Source organism: Microbacterium martis, from assembly GCF_047246685.1.
Lineage (GTDB): Bacteria > Actinomycetota > Actinomycetes > Actinomycetales > Microbacteriaceae > Microbacterium.
This window is the reverse complement of record NZ_JBFOKT010000002.1, coordinates 840,035-855,275: the sequence shown is the minus strand read 5'-3', so window position 1 is coordinate 855,275 and position 15,241 is coordinate 840,035. Positions and strand designations below refer to the sequence as shown.

The following is a 15,241-nucleotide window of genomic DNA, read 5'->3' as shown; positions in this document are numbered from 1 at the left end:
CACGCCGCGCGCCCCATGCACGCTCGCACCGGCTCGGGCGCGGGCGGGTGCCGGCACGGGAGAGCCAGCCCGGGCGCGCCGGTAGACTGAAGGCGCCCCGCCGGCCCCTTCCTTTGGAGTGCGCGTGACCACCGCCCCTGCACCTGTCCACAAGCACGTCCCTGACTCGGTCGAGAACGCGATCGCGACGCCCGAGAAGGAGCAGCCGTACGGCGCCCTCGGCCTCAAGGACGACGAGTACACACGCATCAAGGAGATCCTCGGCCGCCGCCCCACCTCGGGCGAGCTGGCGATGTACTCCGTCATGTGGTCGGAGCACTGCTCGTACAAGTCGTCGAAGAACTACCTGCGCCGCTTCGGCCAGAAGGTCTCCGACGAGATGAAGGAACGCCTCATGGTCGGCATGGGCCAGAACGCCGGCGTCATCGACGTCGGTGAGGGCTGGGCCGTCACGTTCAAGGCCGAGAGCCACAACCACCCGTCGTTCATCGAGCCGTTCCAGGGTGCGGCGACCGGCGTCGGCGGCATCGTCCGCGACATCATCTCGATGGGCGCCCGCCCCGTCGCGGTCATGGACGCCCTGCGCTTCGGTGCGATCGACCACCCCGACACCGCCCGCGTCGTGCACGGCGTGACCAGCGGCATCAGCTTCTACGGCAACTGCCTCGGCCTGCCGAACATCGGCGGCGAGACCGTCTTCGACTCGGTCTACCAAGCCAACCCGCTGGTCAACGCGCTCGCAGTCGGCGTGCTCCGCCACGAGGACCTCAAGCTCGCCAACGCGACCGGCGTCGGCAACAAGGTCGTGCTCTTCGGCGCCCGCACCGGCGGCGACGGCATCGGCGGCGCCAGCATCCTCGCCTCCGACACCTTCGATGCTTCGACAGGCTCAGCAACCCAGGACGGCGCCGGCGCCGCCAAACCGAAGAAGCGCCCCGCGGTGCAGGTCGGCGACCCGTTCGCCGAGAAGGTGCTCATCGAGTGCTGCCTCGAGCTGTACCGCGGCGAGCTCGTCGAGGCCATCCAAGACCTCGGCGCGGCCGGCATCTCGTGCGCGACCTCCGAGCTCGCGGCCAACGGCAACAGCGGCATGCACGTCTCGCTCGACAACGTGCTGCTGCGCGACCCGTCGCTCACCGCCGAAGAGATCCTCATGTCGGAGTCGCAGGAGCGCATGATGGCGATCGTCGCGCCCGAGAAGCTCGACGCGTTCATGGCCGTCGTGAACAAGTGGGAGGTCGAGACCTCCGTGCTCGGCGAGGTCACCGGCGACGGACGCCTCATCATCGACTGGCAGGGCGAGCGCATCGTCGACGTCGACCCCTCGACCGTCGCCGTCGACGGCCCGGTCTACGATCGCCCGGTCGCCTACCCGACGTGGATCGACGCGCTGCAGGCGGATGCCGCCGAGAACCTGCCCCGCTCGAACGACCCGGCCGAGCTGCGCGAGCAGTTCCTGAATCTCGTCGCGAGCCCGAACCTCGCCGACACCCGCTGGATCACGAACCAGTACGACTACTACGTGCTCGGCAACACGGCCCTCGCGTTCCCCGACGACGCCGGCATGATCCGCGTCGACGAGGAGTCGGGCCTCGGCTTCTCGATCGCGACCGACGCGAACGGCCGCTACTGCCAGCTCGACCCGTACGCGGGCGCGCAGCTCGCGCTCGCCGAGGCCTACCGCAACGTCGCCGTCACCGGCGCCGTCCCCACCGCGATCACCGACTGCCTGAACTTCGGCTCGCCCGAGAACCCCGAGGTCATGTGGCAGTTCGGGCAGACGGTCGACGGTCTCGCCGACGGATGCTACGAGCTCGGCACTCCGGTCACCGGCGGTAACGTCTCGTTCTACAACCAGACGGGCGACGTGCCGATCCACCCGACCCCGCTCGTCGGCGTGCTCGGCATCATCGACGACGTCTCGCGCCGCATCCCGTCGGGGTGGCAGGACGAGGGGCAGAATATCTACCTGCTCGGCACCACGCAGACCGAGCTCTCGGGCTCGGCGTGGGCCGAGGTCGTGCACCAGCACCTGGGCGGACGCCCCCCGAAGGTCGACCTCGCGGGCGAGAAGCGCCTCGCCGGTCTGCTCGCCGCGGCCCGCGACGAGTGGCTGATCTCGTCGGCGCACGACCTGTCCGAGGGCGGGCTCGCGCAGGCGCTCGCCGAGGGCGTCATGCGCTTCGGCGTCGGCGCCCGCGTCTGGCTGAACGAGATCATCGAACGGGACGGCGTCGACGCGGCATCCGCTCTGTTCTCCGAGTCGACCGGTCGCGTGATCGTGACGGTTCCCCGCGAGGACGACGTGAAGTTCCGCGGGCTGTGCGAGGGTCGCGGCTATCCGGTGCTGCGCATCGGCGTGACCGACAGCGAGCCGCAGCTCGAGGTGCAAGGCGTCTTCACGGTGTCGGCCGCCGAGCTGCGCGAGCGCTCGCAGGCCACGCTCCCCTCGTACTTCGGCCCGACCGTGACCGAGCCCGCGACCCCCGGTCGTTGAGCGGCACTTCGACTCGCTGCGCTCGCTCAGTGCGGGTCTTCACGAAAGGGAACGGATGAGTGAACTGAGCAGGCCCGACGACGACTACGGCGACCTCGGCGAGAAGCGCAATCGCCGACTGCGCATCGTCGCCTGGACCGTGATCGTCGCGCTCATCCTCGGCGGCGGCGGCGCCACGGTGTTCACGCTGCTCCTGGGCTGACCGCGCGCGAGCACGAACGTCGCAGAACGACGCGAAAGTCGCAGCAATCGGCCGGATCTCTGCGGCGTTCGTGCTGTTCTGCGACCTTCACGCGTGGGATGCACACGGGATTCCCCGGCCGTCGAGGGAGCGCGGCGGGACGACAGGCCTCCACCCAGCATGAAGGGCGCGCGCTACAGGCTCGACGACCGGGGGTGGGATGGAGCGACCCTCCCCAGCGTCGCCGGGTCGACTGTAGTTCGGCTCTCCGGCGCGTACCAGGGGCAGAACTACCCATCGAAGAGGTAGCGGATGAGTCCGACCATCGACGACGCGTCGGGCGCCCCGTGGCCGAGCGTCTCCACGATGATCGCGCCCAGGATCGCCCGGCCGATCTGTTCGATCGGCGCGTCGGCGGGCAGCTGCCCGTCTCGGATGCCGGCGCGCAGGCGATCGTTGAGATGCCGTTCCACGCCCAGACTGTCTCCGAGGTGGGCGCCGACCCCGACGTCTTCGGTCGCCGCGGCGACGAGCGACCGCAGCAGCGCACCGCCGTGCGGTGCCTCGAGGATGGAGAGCACCGATCGCAGCCAGGCTTCGACGTCGGCGGCGAGGTCGCCGGTGTCGGAGACGACGAAGTCGACGGGGATGAGCCGCCCGTCGGCCAGGCAGTCGCCGATGAGCGCGCCCCGCGAGGGCCACCACCGGTAGATGGTCTGCTTGCCGACGCCCGCTTCCTTGGCGATGCCTTCGATCGTGAGGCGGTCGTATCCCTGGTTGTGGAAGAGGCGCGCGGTGGCGTCGAGGATCGCCTCCCGCGCGGCAGCGCTGCGGACGGGGCCGCTCCGATGCTCGTTCACCACCCGCTCAGGATAACCACAGTTCTTTAGACGAGACGTACCGTATGCTCAACCTCGACTGAGGGAGATGACGTGGCTTCGCTGTTGTACCGTCTGGGTTCGTTCGCCGCTCGCAGGGCGTGGGCGGTGATCGTGTCGTGGATCGTGATCCTCGGAATCGGCGTCGGCGCCTTCCTCACCCTCGGCGGCACGTTGAGCAACAGCTTCGACATCCCCGGAACGGCGTCGGGCGCCGTCACCGACGAGCTCGCCGAGAAGCTGCCCGACACCGCCGGCGGCACCGGCACCGTCGTCTACCGCACGACCGACGGCTCGCCCTTCACCGACGAGCAGAAGAAGGCCATCTCCGAGCTGGCCGCGAGCGCCGAAGACCTCGACGGCGTGGCGTCCGTCGTCGACCCGTTCGACGCCCAGCAGCAGCAGGCCGATCAGGCGCAGCAGCTCGCCGACGGCGAGGCGCAGATCACCGACGGCCGCAGCCAGCTGGATGCCGGACAGGCGCAGCTCGACCAGGGCCGCACCCAGCTGCAGGCAGGGCTCGACCAGCTCGCCGCGGCACGCGCGCAGGCCGAGTCGGCGGGCGCCCCCGTCGAGCAGCTCGCCGCCCTCGACGCGCAGCAGGCCGCGCTGAACGCGCAGCTGGCCGAGCTCGAGGCGCAGCAGGCGACGATCGAGTCGTCGCGCGCCGAGCTCGAGGCCAACGCCGAACAGGTCGATCTCGGGTCTCGCCTGCTCGACCTGGCCGGCGGCATCGGCGTGGTGTCCGACGACGAGTCGACCGCGATCGTCAACATCTCTTTCGTCGACCCGCGCCTGGAGCTGTCGGAAGAGGTCAAGCACGCGGCGATCGAGCACTTCGAGTCCGAGCCGATCGACGGGCTCGAGGTCGACTTCGGCACCGACATCGCCCAGGGCGTTCCCGAGATCTTCGGCATCGGCGAAGCCGTCGGGCTCGCCTTCGCGGCGATCGTCCTGATCGTCATGCTGGGCTCGCTCGTCGCGGCGGCGCTCCCCATCGTCACGGCCGTCGTGGGCGTCGGCGTCGGCGTCACGGCATCCCTCGCCTTCTCGGGCGTCGTCGACATGGCCTCCGTCACGCCGGTGCTCGGCGTCATGCTCGGTCTCGCCGTGGGCATCGACTACTCGCTCTTCATCGTCAACCGTCACCGCAAGCAGCTGCTCGCCGGCGTTCCGGTGCGGGAATCGATCGGACTCGCCACCGGCACGTCGGGCACCGCCGTCGTCTTCGCGGGGTCGACCGTGATCGTCGCCCTGCTCGCCCTCAACGTCACGGGCGTGCCGTTCCTCGGTCTCATGGGAACGGTCGGTGCCGTGTGCGTCGCCGTCGCCGTGCTCGTCGCCGTCACGCTGGCACCCGCCATCCTCGGCCTCGTCGGCACCCGACTTCTGCGCCGCACGGTGCGCGCCACCATCGGGCAGGAGCATGCGGCGGGCAAGCCCGTGAAGCGCATGTCGACCCTTCGCGCGGTGGTGACCGCCGTCGTCAGCGTGGTCGCCCTGCTGATCATCGCCATCCCGTCGATGTCGATGCGGCTCGGGCTGCCCGACGGTTCCAGCGAACCGAGCGACTCGACCAGCTACCGCGCCTACCAGGCGGTCGACGAGCAGTTCGGCGAGGGCGCCAACGGACCGCTGCTGGTCACCGCCACCCTGCCCGACGCGATCTCCGACGACGACCTCCTGGCCACCCAGGTCGCCGTCGCCGAGACCATCGCCGAACAGGACGACGTCGCCGCGGTCGCGCCGATCGCGGCATCCGACGACAACACGCTGCTCGCCTTCCAGGTGCTCCCGGAGGAGGGACCGAACAGCGCCTCCACCGAGAAGCTCGTGCAGGATCTCCGCTCGCTGCCCGAGATCGGCGACGGGATCGAACTCGGCGTGGCCGGGCAGGCCGCGATCAACATCGACATCTCCGAGGCGCTGGCGGGCGTGCTGCCGCTCTACCTCACCGTGGTGGTCGGGCTCTCGCTGCTGATCATGATCGTGGTGTTCCGCTCGCTGCTCGTGCCGCTCATCGCCACGGGAGGATTCGTGCTGTCGCTCTTCGCGACCTACGGGCTCATCGTCGCGGTGTTCCAGTTCGGATGGGGCGCCGACCTCATCGGGCTCCACAGCACGGGCCCGATCCTCAGCTTCCTGCCGGTGATCCTCGTCGGCATCCTGTTCGGCCTCGCGATGGACTACCAGCTGTTCCTCGCGTCGGGCATGCGCGAGGCGTTCGTGCACGGAGCCAGCGCACGGGATGCCGTCGCGCAGGGATTCCGCGCCGGCCGCTCGGTCGTCATCGCCGCCGCGCTCATCATGGTGTCGGTGTTCGGCGGGTTCATCTTCTCGGAGTCGACCATCATCCGCTCCATCGGGTTCGGCCTCGCGTTCGGCGTGCTGCTCGACGCGTTCGTCGTGCGGATGCTGCTCATGCCGGCGCTCATGCACCTGCTCGGGCGCTCGGCGTGGTGGCTGCCGCGGTGGCTCGACCGCATCATCCCGAACGTCGACATGGAGGGCGCCGCGCTCGAGCGCGACCACCCCGGCATGCAGGCCGTGGCCGTGCCCACCGGGGATGCCGGCGGAGATGACGCGACGCCGGCGACCCGTGCCGAGCGGAGGCCCCCACGGACCCGCGCCGAGCGGAAGGCCCGCGAGCGCGGTTGAGCCCGTGTGGGTCGCTGAGCCTGTCGAAGCGCCCACCCGCGTGGGTCGCTGAGCCTGTCGAAGCGCCCACCCCGCGTGGGTCGCTGAGCCTGTCGAAGCGCCCCACCCGCGTGGGTCGCTGAGCCTGTCGAAGCGCTCGCCCGCGTGGGTCGCTGAGCCTGTCGAAGCGCCCCGCCCGCCCGGGTCGCTGAGCCTGTCGAAGCGCCTCGCCCGCCCGTAGGGTGACGTCATGGACGATGACGGCGGTCTGCGGGCGCTGCTGACGGCGATGCGGGCACAGGCGCGGAAGCGGGTCGAGGCGACCTCGGGTGTGCTCGCCGAGCTCACCCGCGACCGTGCGGGCTCGAACGACGACGACGAGCACGACCCCGAAGGGGTGACCCTGTCGTCGGAGTGGTCGCGACTGACCGGGCTCGCCGAGGCCGCGGCATCCGAACTCCAGCAGATCGACGACGCGCTCGCCCGCATGGACGCCGGCACCTACGGCGTGTGCGCGAACTGCGGCAAGCCCATCCCGACCGCGCGGCTCGAGGTTCGTCCGTTCGCCGTGCACTGCGTCGGGTGCGCCGAGAGGCTCGGCGGCTGAGCCGCGGGCGACCGGCCCGACGCGCCTCGCGCGGAGTGGCATCCGAGGCGACACTGCCCGACGAGATCGGGATGCACCGCGTGGCGTTCGCGGCGGCACTCACAGGGCCGAGAAACCCGCCACCGAGCACAGGGTGCCGACGGCGAGCAGGACGGGCGCCGCGAGGATGCCGCACCAGAAGCTCCGGGCCGCCGTCTCGTCCTCCACGAGTGCGGCGATCACGGCGGCCGCGGTGACCAGCACACCGGCGACCGCATAGATCGGCTGCGCGAAGACCCACGCCAGGGGTACGAAATGGATGCCGACGACAGCCAGCACGAGCGGGGGGATGAGGTCTTTCCGCCGGCGCTTCGTCGCCCAGATCGCCAGCGCCACGATGGCGATCACCTCGACCCAGAAGATCACGATGTACCAGATCAGCGCCGGACCGCCTGTCGCGATCGCCGTCGGCGACGACCACTCGCGGATGGCGCGCGGCAGGCTCACTCCGGCGAGCGCCGCACCGCCGACGCTGAGCACGGCGAGCACGATGCGCCACACCACGCCCTTCGGCGGTCGTTCCTGCGCCCAGCCCGCCCAGACGAAGGATGCGACGCCGAAGATGGCACCGGTCATCAGGAGGTCGCGCGGGAAGTCGCCGATGATCATGCCGACAGGCTAGATCGCCCGCCGCATCCGCCGCATCCGCTACATCCGCCGCATCCGCGCGGTCACTCCCGCAGGAGAACAGCACGAACATCGGAGGGGTTCGCCGTATCGCTGCGAAGTTCGTGTCGTTCTGCGAGATTCGTGTCGGCCCGCGCCCGACTCCCAAGCAGGACATGGTTCGATAGACCAAACCCCGAGGAGCCCCGATGACCAGCGACACCCCGATCGTGGTGATGGGCGTGTCGGGAGTCGGGAAGACGACGGTCGGCCTCGCGCTCGCCCGCCGACTGGGCGCCGAGTTCGTCGATGCCGACGACCTGCACGGTCCGGCGAACGTCGCGAAGATGAGCGCCGGCGTCCCGCTCACCGACGATGACCGGTGGCCGTGGCTCGATCGGGTCGGCACCGTGCTCGCGACCACGCCCGGCGCGGTCGTCGCGTGCTCGGCGTTGAAGCGCAGCTATCGCGATCGCCTGCGCCGCAGCGCCCCGACCACCCTCTTCGTGCACCTCGATGCCGCGCCCGCCCGTGTGGCCCTGCAGGCCGAGGAGCGCGACGGGCACTTCATGCCGTCGACCCTGCTGCAGTCGCAGATCGCCACCCTCGAGCCGCTCGGCCCCGACGAGGTCGGCTTCGCCGTGGCGGTGGATGCCGGCCCCGACACGTTGGTCGACCGGATCGTGCGACGACTGGCAGGTGAGCGGGAGCACCGCGAGAAGTAGGCTGAACGCATCATGGACCAGTTCATCCAGGGCTTCTGGACCTTTGCGGGCACCTACTGGTGGCTCGTGTTCCCTCTCATGGGGATGGCCGGCGGCGCGGCGAAGGCGTGGGAGCGCAATTCCAAGCGCCGTCACGAGCGCCGCCTCGAGACGCTCCGGATGAAGGCGCAGCTGAAGACCGCCGAGATCGAGGCGCGTGCGCTCAACCAGCAGGGCAGGCGCCGCGCACCGGCGGTCGCGCCGACGACGGCATCCGTGGCTCCCGACGATCTGCTGGTGCGGCTGTTCGCCGAGCACGACGAGATCACCGCGCGCTGGCTCGACTACGAGCTCGACGTCGCGAAGCTCATCGCCTTCCCCGCGATGAGCGACGGCCGCCAGCCGCTGACCGCCGCGTTCCTGCGAGCGAAGAAGACCGCGGATGCTCTGCGTCCGGCATCCGCCGAGGCCAAGGTCTCGGAGCACCAGGTCGCCGAGTATCTGCAGGCGGTCGGCGACTACGCCGTCGCGTTCGAGATCGCCGAGAAGGATGCCCGCCGCCTGCGCGACTCGACCTTCACCGAACCGGAGCGCAAGCGCCTGGAGCGGGCGCAGCAGCTGCTGAAGGTCGCGGTCGACGAGTCGGCCACGCAGGCCGAGCGCAATGTCGCGTACAAGCGGGTGCGCGAAGAGCTCGACGGGCTGATCCTGCTCTCCGACGACGCCGTCACGGTGCTCGAGAAGCAGGTCGCGAGAGAGCTGCCGCAGCGGCCCGCCGGGTCGGAGCCGCAGCCGACGCCGGTCGCCGAGCCGCTGCGCCCGGCCGCTCCGCCGGTGCCCGGGCGGGAGGGCGCATGACCCCCGAGAACATCACCGGTCCCGTCGCCCACCACGCCGAGACCCCCGTCTGGTGGCCCGGATGGGGCGGACTCCGGTGGACCGACGGCCACGCGGGCGACCTGCTCACGCTGCGCGACGACGGCGTGACCCGTCAGCACATCGACGACGAATACCTGGCCTTCGCGCGTCCGCGGATCGGCGGCGGCCTGGTCGCGGTCGGCGCGCGCACCGTGTACCTCGCCGATGACGTCGACGGAGAAACGCGGCCGGTCGTTCACCTCGTCGACGATCCCTCGGTGCGGATGAACGACGGATGCTGCGACCCGCGCGGCCGCCTGCTCACGGGGTCGACGGCCGAGGATTCGACGCCCGACGCGGGGAGCCTGCTGCGGGTCGACGCCGAGCTCGCGGTGACGACGGTGCTTCCGCGCGCCACCTCGTCGAACGGCATCGCGTTCTCGCCCGACGGCCGCCGCGCCTACTATGACGACACCGCCACGCAGCGCACCGACGTGTTCGACGTCGTCGACGGCGAGCTGCGCGGGCGACGCGCCTTCGCGAAGGTGCCCGAAGAGGTCGGCTCGCCCGACGGTCTCACCGTCGCCGCCGACGGGAGCGTCTGGGTGGCGATCTGGGGCGGCAGCGCCGTGCACGGTTACGACGCCGGCGGCGCGCTCATCGCGTCGATCACCCTGCCGGTGCCGCAGGTGAGCGCCTGCACGTTCGGTGGAGACGACCTCGAGACGCTGTTCATCACGACCTCGGCGGAGGGCCTTCCCGCCGACCACGGCACCGAGGCCGGGTCGGTGTTCGCCGTCCGCCCGGGCGTGCGCGGTCTTCCCGTGCTGCCGTTCGCGGGCTGACAGCGCCGATGCCCCGCATGGTCGTCATCACCGGAGCATCCGACGGGATCGGCGCCGCCGCCGCCCGCCAGCTCGCCGGCTCAGGGCACCGCCTGCTGCTCGTCGGCCGGTCGGTCGAGAAGACGGCGGCGATCGCCCGCGAGACGGGTGCCGAGCACTTCACCGCCGACTTCGCGCGACTCGACGAGGTGCGCGCGCTCGCGACGCGCATCGCCGAGACCGTCGGCGACCAGGGCATCGACGTGCTGGCCAACAACGCGGGAGGCATCTTCGGCGACCGCACCCCCACCGCCGACGGGTTCGAGAAGACGATCCAGGTCAATCACCTGGCCCCGTTCCTGCTCACGAACCTGCTACTGCCGCAGTTGCTGCAGGCGGATGCCGCGGTCGTCAACACCTCGAGCGTGGGGCACCGCCTGTTCGGCCGCATCGACGTCGACGACCTCGACAACCGGCGCAGGTACAGCGCGAACAAGGCCTACGGCGACGCGAAGCTCGCCAACATCCTCTTCACGAAGAGCCTGCACGCGAAGTTCCACGCGCAGGGGCTGAGCGCCGTCGCGTTCCACCCCGGAGTCGTTCGCACGAACTTCGCAGCCGAGACGTCGAGCGTCATGCGGCTGCTCTACCGCACGCCGCTGCGTCGCCTGCTCACGGTGAGCTCCGACACGGGCGGCGAGACGCTGCGGTGGTTCATCGAGGGCACGCCCGGCGAGACCTGGTTCTCGGGCGCCTACTACGACGAACGCGAGCTGAGCACGCGGGTGAACCCGCAGGTCGACGACGCCGACCTCGCCGAGGCGCTGTGGCGACGGAGCGCCGAGCTCGTCGGGATCGGCTGAGGGGTCGGCCCTTCGACAGGCTCAGGGACCCAGGGGGACAGGATCCGGACCCACCCCGGGCCCTTCGACAGGCTCAGGGACCCAGGGGGACAGGATCAGGACCCCCTCCGGGGCCCTTCGACAGGCTCAGGGACCCAGGGGGACAGGATCAGGACCCCCCCGGGGCCCTTCGACAGGCTCAGGGACCCAGGCGGGGGAGGCTCAGGGACCCAGGGGACTGGCGAGCCTTCTGTCACTTTCCTTGCGATAGCTGGCGTCCGCGCCACTGGAGGCGCCTCGCGCGCCTGCCGAGACTGAGAGGGCCGCTGCGCGCGGCATCCCGACAGCCAGCAGATCCCGCAGGAGGAGACAAGATGACAGAGACCATGAGAGCCGTCGTGCTGACCGGATTCGGAGATGCCGACGTCTTCGAGCTGCGCGACGTCACCGTTCCCGATGTCGGCCCCCGCCAGGCGAGGGTTCGCGTGCACGCCACGGCCGTCAATCCGCTCGACTATCAGATCCGCCGCGGCGACTACGCCGACCAGGTGCCGCTGCCCTCGATCATCGGACACGACGTCTCGGGTGTCGTCGAGGCCGTCGGGTCGCACGTGACCGAGTTCGCGGTCGGAGACGAGGTCTGGTACACGCCGCAGATCTTCGGAGGCCCGGGGTCGTACGCCGAGCGCCACGTGGCCGATGTCGAGATCGTCGCCCGCAAGCCCGGGAACATCACGCACCTCGAGGCGGCGAGCCTCACCCTCGTCGGCGGAACGGTGTGGGAGGCCCTCGTGACCCGGGCGGGCGTGACGGTGGGCGAGACGGTCCTCGTGCACGGCGGCGCCGGCGGGGTGGGCTCGATCGCGATCCAGGTGGCGAAGGCGATGGGGGCACGCGTGATCACGACCGCGAGGGCCGAGAACCACGACTTCGTGCGCGCGCTCGGGGCGGATGCCGCCATCGATCCCGCCGCGGGCGACGGGGTCGACGCCGTCGCCGAGATCACTGACGGCCGGGGAGCCGATGTCGTCTTCGACACGATCGGCGGTGACACCCTCAGCCGGAGCCCGCTGATGCTGGCGGACGGCGGGCGCGTCGTCAGCATCGTCGACATCGCCGAGCCGCAGAACCTCATCGAGGCCTGGGGCAGGAACGCCGCCTACCACTTCGTCTTCACCCGGCAGAACCGCAACAAGCTCGACGCGCTCACAGCCCTGGTCGAGCGCGGCCTGCTCCGACCGGTCGTCGGCGCGACCCTGCCGCTTGCTCGCATGTCCGACGCCCACGATCTCCTCGAGAACCGGAGGTCGTTCGCCCTCCGGGGCAAGGTCGCGATCGACGTGGCGGGCGAGACCACGCTCCTTCCCGCGCGCGTCTAGGCGCGGGCGGGTGCTTCCGGTGAGCCGGCGAAGGTGGCTCGATAGTGCGACGGCGCGACGCCCAGCATCCGGCGGAAGTGCAGACGCAGGTTCGCGCCGGTTCCCAGGCCGACGCGGTCGGCGACCTGGTCGATCGGGAGCCTGGTGCTCTCCAGCAGCTCGCGAGCCGTGTCGATGCGGGCGCGCAGGACCCACTGCAGCGGAGTGGTGCCCGTCTCCTCGGTGAAGCGGCGAAGGAAGGTCCGCGGCGACATGCGCGCGTGGGCGGCGAGAGCGGCGATCGAGAGCGGCTGGCCGAGCCGGGAGAGCGCCCACTCCCGCGTCGCGGCCAGGTTCTCGCCGCGGGCGGCGGTACGGGTCTTCGGCAGGTACTGGGCCTGGCCGCCGGGGCGGTAGGGAGCGGTGACGAGGTCGCGGGCGATGTCGTTCGCGGCGCCGACGCCGAGGTCGCGACGGACGATGTGCAGGCAGAGATCGAGGCCCGCGGCCGCTCCCGCCGACGTGAGGATCGCCCCTTCATCGACGAACAGGACGTTGGGTTCGACCCGGATCAGCGGATGCTGCGCCGCGAGCTTCTCCGCCGCATCCCAGTGCGTGGTGGCACGCAGCCCGTCGAGGAGCCCCGCGTCGGCCAGGGCGAAGGCGCCGTAGCAGATCGACGCGATGCGGGTGCCCCGGGATGCCGCGGCGCGAAGCGCCTCGACCACCTCGGTCGGAATCGGTCGACCGGCCGGTGCATACCCCGGCACGATGATCGTGTCGGCCTCGGCGAGCGCGTCGAGCCCCCGGGAGACCGCGTAACCGAAATCGCCGTGGCCCGACACCGTCCCGACCTCGACGCCGCAGGCCGACACCCGGTACGGGAAGCCGGTCTCGGGGTGGAACACCTCCGACGCGATCCCGACATCGAGGGGGAGCGCGCCGGCGAGCACCAGCACCACGACGTGATGTTCGTTCGGCATCCCTCTCCTTCCCCCGGCTCTCGATCCTTTCACGTCGGCGCGCGCCGCCGCCGCGGCATCCGCTTCCCCGGCATCCGTCACCGCGGCCGGTCTGACAACCGCAGGTCGGAAAGACAGTTGCAGGTCGAACCGGGATGATCTGACCTGCAACTGTGGTCTCGACCTGCAAACCGGCGTAGGAAGGCGGCCGCTGGACCGCCGACGACCGTGGACACGGCATCCGCCCCCGCGGCATCCGCCCCCGCGGCATCCGTCACGTGAGGATGCCGCCGATCGGACAACCGCAGGTCGGAAAGACAGTTGCAGGTCGAAACGGGATCATTCGACCTGCAACTGTGATCTCGACCTGCAAACCGACGGGTGTGGCCGACAAGACCGGGCGGCGGGCCGACGGGCGACCGACGGGCGACCGACGGCCGGCTCACCCGCGCCGAACCCTGGACACGTCGCCGACACGGGGTCATGCTGAATCCATGACCGCTTTCCAGACCACGCACGCGTTCAGCGGCTTCAGCGTCGACTCGATCGACGCCGCCCGCTCCTTCTACCGCGACACCCTCGGCATGGAGGTCACCGACAACGCCATGGGTTTCCTCGAGCTCCATCTGCCGCAGGGAGGGTCGATCCTCATCTACTCGAAGCCCGACCACTCGCCGGCGAGCTTCACGATCCTGAACTTCCCCGTCGACGACGTCGAGGCGGCGGTCGACGAGCTCAACGCCCGCGGCGTGGTGACGAAGATCTACGACGACCCCGACCTCGGCACCGACGACAAGGGCATCTCGCACGCGAGCCCCGGCACCGGACCCGACATCGCCTGGTTCCGCGACCCCGCCGGCAACGTGCTGTCGGTGCTGGCCGGGTGACCGCGGAAGGCATTCCCGAGCAGCCGGTCGGCGATCACGACCGCGCCGCGCTCCGCCAGTTCCTGCTGGGGCTGGCGCAGGGCATGAACGCGTCAGCCGAGTCCGTCGGTCGCATCCGCGAGATCCTGACCGAGATCACGGCGGCATACGGCGGTGACGACACGGACTTCGTCGTGCTGCCGACCCTCATCCTGGTCGAGACCGGGAAGGGCGCCGACGGACGCGTCGCGATCAGCTCGGAGACGAACGTGTCGTTCCGTCTCGATCAGGTCGCGGCGCTGTTCGAGCTCGTCGAGCAGGCGCGGGCGGGTTCCATCGCCCCGCTGGACGGCATCCGTCGGCTGAACGAGATCGGCGCGATGCGCCCGCGCTTCGGATGGGCCACGCGCACCCTCGGGCACGCGCTGCTCACCACCGGACTCGCGCTCCTCCTCGCACCCACCTGGCAGGGAGCGATCGTCGCCTTCGTCCTCGGCGCGGGCATCGGACTCCTCAAGCTCGTGCGGTCGCCGACCCTGCAGCTCGTGCTGCCCGTCGCCGCGGCCTTCGTGTGCGCCGCATCCGTCTTCCTTCTCGCCGAGGTGGTCGAGATCGGCGACCCGCTGCGCCTGCTCATCGCTCCCCTGGTCACGTTCCTCCCCGGGGGACTGCTCACCACGGCCACCGTCGAACTGGCCGCCGGTCAGATGATCTCGGGCGCCTCGCGCCTGGTCTACGGCTTCGTGCAGCTCGGGCTGCTCGCGTTCGGCATCCTCGCCGCCGGCACGGTCATCGGCGTCGGCTCGAAGTCCTACGGACCGATCGAGGCATCATCCTTCCTGCCGTGGTGGGTCGCGCTCATCGGTCTGATCGTCTTCGCCCTGGGAAACTACCTGCACTTCTCCGCCCCGGCGTCGACGTTCCTGTGGGTGCTGATCGCGCTGGTGGTCGCCTATGCGGGGCAGTGGGCGGGCACCGAGTTCATCGGTCCCATGGTGGGCGGCTTCGTCGGCGCCGTCGCGATGACCCTCGTGGTGTTCTGGATCGCCGGGCTGCGCCACGGGGCACCGTCGCAGCTGACCTTCCTCCCGGCGTTCTGGCTGCTCGTGCCCGGTGCGACGGGCCTCGTGGGACTGACGGATGCCGTCGCCACCGGCAGCGGGCTCGCCACTTTCACGGCCGCGCTCGTCTCGGTCATGTCGATCGCCCTCGGGGTCCTCATCGGCACCGCGCTCTTCCGCGTCGCGCGCCACGGCGCGGAGGAGATCGTGCAGTTCGCGGTCGCCGCGCCCACGCCGGAGGACGGTGAGGCCGGGGCCGAGGGTCGACGGAGCCTTCCCTCGTGGGTGCGCCCCCGCCGCCGCGACCGCCGCCCCTGAGGT

14 protein-coding genes are annotated in these 15,241 nt (G+C 70.8%); 11 read left to right on the top strand and 3 right to left on the bottom strand.

Features of this window, described 5'->3' with window-relative positions; translation table 11 throughout:
* The first annotated feature begins 124 nt into the window (after window positions 1-124).
* Entirely contained in the window at window positions 125-2,497 is a 2,373-nt protein-coding gene (gene purL, locus AB3M90_RS12045; protein WP_412952240.1) for a phosphoribosylformylglycinamidine synthase subunit PurL, read from the top strand.
* Window positions 2,498-2,552: 55 nt separating this feature from the next.
* A complete protein-coding gene (locus tag AB3M90_RS12040; RefSeq protein ID WP_412952239.1) occupies window positions 2,553-2,699 on the top strand; it encodes a hypothetical protein in 147 nt (48 codons plus the stop codon).
* A gap of 269 nt (window positions 2,700-2,968) precedes the next feature.
* Here the strand turns inward: AB3M90_RS12040 and AB3M90_RS12035 are convergent, their stop codons facing one another.
* Window positions 2,969-3,541, bottom strand: coding sequence for a TetR/AcrR family transcriptional regulator (locus AB3M90_RS12035; protein ID WP_412952237.1), 573 nt, complete (start codon window positions 3,539-3,541; stop codon window positions 2,969-2,971).
* Between the two features lie 69 nt (window positions 3,542-3,610).
* On the opposite strand from AB3M90_RS12035, the gene AB3M90_RS12030 reads away from it, so the two are divergent.
* Together AB3M90_RS12030 and AB3M90_RS12025 are read left to right on the top strand one after the other, a co-directional pair.
* Window positions 3,611-6,214, top strand: a complete 2,604-nt coding sequence (locus tag AB3M90_RS12030; protein ID WP_412952236.1) for an MMPL family transporter — start codon at window positions 3,611-3,613, stop codon at window positions 6,212-6,214.
* Window positions 6,215-6,443: 229 nt separating this feature from the next.
* Entirely contained in the window at window positions 6,444-6,800 is a 357-nt protein-coding gene (locus tag AB3M90_RS12025) for a TraR/DksA family transcriptional regulator (RefSeq protein ID WP_412952235.1), read from the top strand.
* Between the two features lie 99 nt (window positions 6,801-6,899).
* Here the strand turns inward: AB3M90_RS12025 and AB3M90_RS12020 are convergent, their stop codons facing one another.
* Window positions 6,900-7,448 carry a DUF7010 family protein gene (locus AB3M90_RS12020; RefSeq protein ID WP_412952233.1) on the bottom strand — a complete coding sequence of 183 codons (549 nt, stop codon included), beginning with the start codon at window positions 7,446-7,448 and terminating at the stop codon, window positions 6,900-6,902.
* A gap of 206 nt (window positions 7,449-7,654) precedes the next feature.
* Here AB3M90_RS12020 and AB3M90_RS12015 point away from each other — a divergent pair, with 206 nt between their 5' ends.
* The 5 genes from AB3M90_RS12015 to AB3M90_RS11995 all read left to right on the top strand — a co-directional run bounded on the left by AB3M90_RS12015 (window position 7,655) and on the right by AB3M90_RS11995 (window position 12,052).
* The gene (locus tag AB3M90_RS12015) at window positions 7,655-8,170 is read left to right on the top strand and encodes a gluconokinase (RefSeq protein WP_412952232.1); all 516 of its coding nucleotides are present in this window, start codon (window positions 7,655-7,657) and stop codon (window positions 8,168-8,170) included.
* 12 nt (window positions 8,171-8,182) lie between these two features.
* Entirely contained in the window at window positions 8,183-9,007 is an 825-nt protein-coding gene (locus tag AB3M90_RS12010; RefSeq protein ID WP_412952230.1) for a hypothetical protein, read from the top strand.
* Window positions 9,004-9,852 carry an SMP-30/gluconolactonase/LRE family protein gene (locus AB3M90_RS12005; protein ID WP_412952229.1) on the top strand — a complete coding sequence of 283 codons (849 nt, stop codon included), beginning with the start codon at window positions 9,004-9,006 and terminating at the stop codon, window positions 9,850-9,852. Before AB3M90_RS12010 ends, AB3M90_RS12005 begins: the two co-directional genes overlap by 4 nt.
* 8 nt (window positions 9,853-9,860) lie before the next feature.
* Window positions 9,861-10,694 (top strand): SDR family NAD(P)-dependent oxidoreductase, encoded by an 834-nt coding sequence (locus AB3M90_RS12000; protein ID WP_412952227.1) that lies wholly within the window; start codon window positions 9,861-9,863, stop codon window positions 10,692-10,694.
* Between the two features lie 353 nt (window positions 10,695-11,047).
* The gene (locus AB3M90_RS11995) at window positions 11,048-12,052 is read left to right on the top strand and encodes a zinc-dependent alcohol dehydrogenase family protein (protein WP_412952226.1); all 1,005 of its coding nucleotides are present in this window, start codon (window positions 11,048-11,050) and stop codon (window positions 12,050-12,052) included.
* On the opposite strand, the gene AB3M90_RS11990 is transcribed toward AB3M90_RS11995, so the two are convergent.
* A complete protein-coding gene (locus AB3M90_RS11990; protein WP_412952224.1) occupies window positions 12,049-13,014 on the bottom strand; it encodes a GlxA family transcriptional regulator in 966 nt (321 codons plus the stop codon). The genes AB3M90_RS11995 and AB3M90_RS11990 overlap by 4 nt on opposite strands.
* Window positions 13,015-13,487: 473 nt before the next feature.
* On the opposite strand from AB3M90_RS11990, the gene AB3M90_RS11985 reads away from it, so the two are divergent.
* Together AB3M90_RS11985 and AB3M90_RS11980 are read left to right on the top strand one after the other, a co-directional pair.
* Entirely contained in the window at window positions 13,488-13,880 is a 393-nt protein-coding gene (locus AB3M90_RS11985) for a VOC family protein (protein WP_412952222.1), read from the top strand.
* Window positions 13,877-15,238: a threonine/serine exporter family protein gene (locus AB3M90_RS11980; protein ID WP_412952220.1), complete on the top strand. Its 1,362-nt coding sequence runs from the start codon at window positions 13,877-13,879 to the stop codon at window positions 15,236-15,238. Before AB3M90_RS11985 ends, AB3M90_RS11980 begins: the two co-directional genes overlap by 4 nt.
* Window positions 15,239-15,241: the final 3 nt, after the last annotated feature.